General features: G+C 59.0%; 1 protein-coding gene. It reads right to left on the minus strand.

What is annotated here, in order from left to right:
* A partial coding sequence (locus NXS07_RS21350; protein WP_308686653.1) for a beta-ketoacyl synthase N-terminal-like domain-containing protein occupies positions 1-256 on the minus strand: 256 nt, incomplete at both ends.

Genomic DNA, 256 nt, shown 5'->3' on the forward strand with positions numbered 1-256 from the left:
TTTGCATGCTCGTATTCCTCGAGCACCACAATGCCGGCACCCTCCCCCATCACGAAACCGTCGCGGTCTGCATCATAAGGACGGCTTGCTTTCTGCGGGTCATCTGCATGCTGAGTAGACAGAGCTTTACAGGCGTTAAAGCCTGCGATCCCGATCTCACAGATCGCTGCCTCGCCACCGCCAGCAACCATCACGTCGGCGTCGTCAGAGGCGATAAGTCGGGCAGCATCGCCAATTGCGTGTGCACCGGTCGAGC

Source organism: Xenorhabdus bovienii, assembly GCF_024721015.1.
GTDB classification, from domain to species: Bacteria; Pseudomonadota; Gammaproteobacteria; order Enterobacterales; family Enterobacteriaceae; genus Xenorhabdus; species Xenorhabdus bovienii.